Source organism: Pseudomonas floridensis (assembly GCF_002087235.1).
In the GTDB taxonomy this organism is placed as follows: domain Bacteria; phylum Pseudomonadota; class Gammaproteobacteria; order Pseudomonadales; family Pseudomonadaceae; genus Aquipseudomonas; species Aquipseudomonas floridensis.
This window is the reverse complement of sequence record NZ_MUIO01000163.1, coordinates 1-4,661: the sequence shown is the minus strand read 5'-3', so window position 1 is coordinate 4,661 and position 4,661 is coordinate 1. Positions and strand designations below refer to the sequence as shown.

The following is a 4,661-nucleotide window of genomic DNA, read 5'->3' as shown; positions in this document are numbered from 1 at the left end:
GCGGGCGCCAGAGGCGGGTCCCGCCGACATCGGCCAGCCGCGGACTGAAGTGGTAGCCAAGTAGGCGGAAGAGCCCGAACACCACATCGCTGTAGGCCCCGGTGTCGGTCATGATTTGCGTCGGCTGCAACTCGGTCTGCTGTTCCAGCACGACCGCCAGCAACACCAGGCTGTCGCGCAGCGTGCCGGGCACGGTGATGGCGTTGAGGCCGGAGAATTGGTCGGAAATCAGGTTGTACCAGGTGACACCCCGGCCGGTGCCGAAATACTTCGGATTGGGGCCGGCATGCACGGTGCGCACCGGTACGACGAAGCGCATGCCATCGGCGGAGGCGACCTCGCCGCCACCCCAGACTTGGGCCAGTTCCAGTTGGCTTTGCGCTCCGACCAGGATGGCGTTAGCCGCTGACAGGGTGTCGTCGCGGATATAATTCTGGCTGACCCAGGACAGCCGGTCACGGCGCAGCGCCGGGTTGTCGGTGCGGATCAAGGGCTCCAGGCCGGTGTTGCAGGCCCCGCCCAACAGCACCGCGCAGAGGCTGGTGACCAGGTTGTCGGCGCGTGCATTGCGTTCGGAGACATGGGTGAAGGCCTCGGAAAAGCCAGTGCGGGCGGCGATTTCCAAGAGGATTTCCGGCAGATCGACACGCGGCATCAGGTCAGACACGGCCGCCCGCAGTTGCAGCAACGAGCAGGGCTCGTCCAGCTTGTCCAGCGCCCCGAGCGACAGTTCGGTCTTGCCCTCGGTGTTCTCGCTCAGTTGAATCGCCGGGTTGTCGGGCAGGCGCGCGGCTACTGCCAGCCAGGTTGCATCCAGCTCGACGGACAAGGCGTCCAGGGTGGTTTTGGCGTCGATGGTCAGGCCCAGTGACCGGCAGATGATCGGTCGCGCCGCCAGCCATTCGGCACCGTCGAGCAGGCCAAGGCGCGGGTCGGCATAGCGCCAACTGGGCGAGACGAAGACATCGCGGCGGCGCAGGGCCGTGCGCAGCGCATCGAGCGTGCAGAACACATAGGCACCCATGTCGAGGGAGCCATCTTCGCGGGTGATGTGCTTCTGCCAAGCCTTGGCCACGATCTCCTGCGGCGCGTCATCCTCTGGCTTCCGGCGCGGCAGGTTCAGTTGCAGCCACTCCAGACTAGCCGCCACGCCCTTGCCGGCCGGGCTGAAGCCGAAGCGGATGTGCTTGAGCAGGTCGGGCAGGAAGCGGCGCACGCTGCGGTAGCGCGCTTCCAATGCAAGAAAATAGACGTCATCTACCGGGCGGATCAGCGCGTTGACCTCTTCCAGGGCCTTTTCCAGGGTGGTCCTCGGCAGGTCGTTGAACAGCCGGGCGCGCACGTTGTCATCGCTGATCGAGCTGTCCAGCACGACCTTGCACGCGGCGGCGAGCGTCGCGGCCGACCGATCCAGGTCTTTCAGGCTGCGCATGCGGGCTTTCTTGTCGGCCTTCTCCGCGTTGCTGAACAGGTCGCGCAGCAAGGCCTCCAGGACTTCCAGTGCGTCGTCGTGCGCAGTCGCCTCCAGGCAGAGTGCGAAGGCCACCAGTGTCGCCATCCGCCGCGACGCCGGCAGCCGATTAATCGCGGTGACCTTGGCCGTGTTGGCGAAGCGGGCCAGGGCGGCGATACGGCTGGGAGGGATGTGCGCCGCCGCCGGCAAGGTGATGCCGATGCCGCGCACGTCATCGAGCCGGCGCAGTGCCCGAATCAACGCGGGGCCACTGACCATGACCGGGCCGGAGCGCAATTGATCCAGCCGGGAGCTGCGGTTGCCTTCGGCCACCGTCAGCAAGTCTTGCAGTTGCAATCGCTGTTCCTCAGTCACGCTGCGGCCCAGCGTAAACCAGAGGCGTTCTTCGACCCGACTGCGCAACTGGGCGATAAAGCGCTCTAGTTGAGACACACCAGGCAGGAGGACTTTCTGTGTGAACAGCCACGAGGTGGCTCGCTCAAACAGCACTCCCGGCCGGTCGGTGCCCGTCCAGCAGAGGGCATACAGCCAGCGGCTCAAGCGAAAGCCGATGCCCGGATCGGTGAAATGACGATAGCCAAAGCGGTTCTGAATATCGGTGGCATGTATCCAGCGGCGATGATCGCTATAGCGCTGGAGGCAGTCGGGGTCTGGAATCGCCAGTTGTCGGCAAAGCACCTGCAGGACTTCCACCGGCACGGCGGCGGGCTTGTCCGGCAGAACGCCAACGAAGCGGACGGTGGTCAGCAGAACGGCATAACCCAGACGGTTATGGTTACCCCGCAGCACCTGGATGGCTTCACGGTCTTCATCGCTCAGGTGGAAGTAACGTTCCAGGGGTCGTTTGCGGGAGAGGGCGAAATCCTACGCTAAGGCTTTGGCCAACGATATTCTCCGGTAAGATTGATGTGTTCCCAGGGGATAGGAGAAGTCGCTTGATATCTAGTATGACGTCTGTCGCACCTGCTTGATCGCGGCCGCGATAGCTAGATCGCGTTGCTCCTCTTCTCCATCCGCGTTCCAAGCTGCGGAAAGGCACCCATAAGCGTACGCCTGGTCGAGCAGGCGACGCGGATCGACGTCCAGCGCACGAGAGAATGCGTCCGCCATCTGTGCAATGCGTCTAGGATCGAGACAAAGGTCGTCTCTGTCAGCCGGATCGTAGAACATATTGGCGGCGCCAAAGCCCACTTCACCGACCAGACCGACGGGATCTATCACCAGCCAGCCGCGACTGGAGAACATGATGTTTTCATGATGCAGATCGCCATGTAGCCCACGCAGTTCCGAGGCATTGCTCATCATTTGATCGGCTATAATCGCCGCGTGGACGTAGTCAGTTTGACAACCTGCGTTTTGATCATCGCGCGCCCGCTGAAACAAAGCTGCAAAGCGATCCCGGATCGGGAGAAGGGCAGAAGGCAGGGGTTCCTCAGATGCGGCATACAGCTTCGCCATTAGTTCCGCTGCAATTTCGGTCGCCTGGTAGTCGCCGTGCTCGGCAACGATGTGAGAGAGCATTCGCTCCCCGGCATATTCGAGCAACATCAGATTGTTCTCACGACCGAGCAACCGGACTGCTCCCCTCCCATTGCGCCATACCAGATAGTCGGCCCCGCGCAGTTCATCAGCAATGTCTTCTATAGGTTTCAATCCCTTGACGATTGCAGGAGTCCCGTCTGGCAATGAAACTTTCCAAACGAGGCTGGAAAAGGTGTCCGCAATGAGAACAGGTTGCGAAACGTGCCAATGAGCAGGAAAAACAGGCGGCATGAACATCAACCCCAAGTCAGAGGGTCCAATCGCAGATAGAAGGCAAGGCGTTCGCGGTCGGGGGCTTCGATCCCCAATACATTGAATAGGACAGCGAAGGCGCGCTCTGCTTCATCTGGCGCTGCCCAGTTCTCTTCGGCGTTAGCAATCATGAGTGCCAAATCGGCATAGCGATCTGCTGTTCCGAGCCGCCCAAGGTCGATCAGACCCGTGCATTGAAGAGTTTTAGGGTCCACCATGAAGTTCGGCATGCAGGGATCACCATGGCAAACAACCATATCGGTGCGCTCTTGGTCGAGCCGCACCGGTAGCTCTCGTTCGACACGAGCCAAAAGATCGAGCTGCGGCGTACTCTTGTCCTCGTCCGGTAAGAAGTCGGGATTGACGGCATTGCGGGACACCACATCAACGGCGCGTCCGAACATTCGCGACAGCCTGCGCTCAAACGGACATTGATCAACCGATAGGCTGTGAACAGCGCCAAGTTGCTGCCCCATTGACGGCCACGCTTTGAGCAAATCCGCTCCAGACAGATCAGCCGCCGGTACTCCCGGAATTGCCGTTATCACCAAGCATGCACCCTCCTGTTCCTCCTGCCAGTTGATCACCTCGGGGCAAGCCACACCTCGACCTTTGAGCCAAATGAGGCGGTCACGCTCTCCAGCGAGCTCACCGCGGCGGGAAGCAGGTGCGATTTTCGCGAAGGCATGCCCGTCACCACGTCGAAAAACAAAATCACCAGATTCTCCGCCTCTGACAGGCAACCAGTCAGAATGCGATTCACCAAAAAAAATATTAGTTCGATTCAATGGAGGTTCCTTCAGTTTTCTGATGAAGCGCGGAGGTGGCTCAACCTGCGAAAAGAAACGAGTTGCTACGTAAGTCCGAGAACATGCTTTCCATGGTCTCTGAGCTCGCCTTTGGGACCGACATATCGGTAGAGAGTGACGCGCTCGATGCCGAGTTCCTTGCAGAGATCGGAAACTGAAGTATCGCGCTGGGCCATGGCGGCTTGCGCGAGACGCACCTGAGCTTTGGTGAGCGCGAATTTTCGTCCGCCCTTGCGACCGCGCGCTCTCGCGGAGGCGAGACCCGCCATGGTGCGCTCTCGGATCAGATCCCGCTCGAACTCGGCCAAGGTGGCGAAGATTCCGAACACCATGCGACCGGACGCAGTCGTGGTGTCGATCTGAGCGCCCTTTCCAGTCAGAACCCGCAGGCCGATCTTGCGGTCTGACAGCTCCTTCACCGTGTTGACCAGATGGGCAAGCGATCGTCCGAGGCGATCGAGCTTCCAGACCACCAGCACATCGCCGTCACGCAATGACTTGAGGCAGGCAGTCAAGCCAGGGCGATCATCACGACCGCCGGAAGCAAGATCATCATAGATATTGTGGCTCTGTTGCAAAAATCG

The 4,661-nt window shown here is 60.7% G+C and carries 3 protein-coding genes and 1 pseudogene; all 4 read right to left on the bottom strand.

From position 1 onward, the window contains the following. Positions 1-2,311: pseudogene (locus BZK31_RS27470) on the bottom strand (Tn3 family transposase); the annotation flags it as partial. A gap of 105 nt (positions 2,312-2,416) precedes the next feature. Further along, positions 2,417-3,253: an aminoglycoside O-phosphotransferase APH(6)-Id gene (locus BZK31_RS27465; protein WP_000480968.1), complete on the bottom strand. Its 837-nt coding sequence runs from the start codon at positions 3,251-3,253 to the stop codon at positions 2,417-2,419. Next, a complete protein-coding gene (aph(3'')-Ib, locus tag BZK31_RS27460; protein WP_001082319.1) occupies positions 3,253-4,056 on the bottom strand; it encodes an aminoglycoside O-phosphotransferase APH(3'')-Ib in 804 nt (267 codons plus the stop codon). Before aph(3'')-Ib ends, BZK31_RS27465 begins: the two co-directional genes overlap by 1 nt. Before the next feature lie 65 nt (positions 4,057-4,121). Beyond that, positions 4,122-4,661, bottom strand: a 540-nt coding sequence (locus BZK31_RS27455; RefSeq protein WP_425273308.1) for a recombinase family protein, incomplete at its 5' end; no start/stop codon positions are given.

Excerpts from the sequence above, each read along its gene's own strand:
- BZK31_RS27465 (WP_000480968.1), bottom strand. The coding sequence starts at position 3,253 with ATGTTCATGCCGCCTGTTTTTCCTGCTCATTGGCACGTTTCGCAACCT.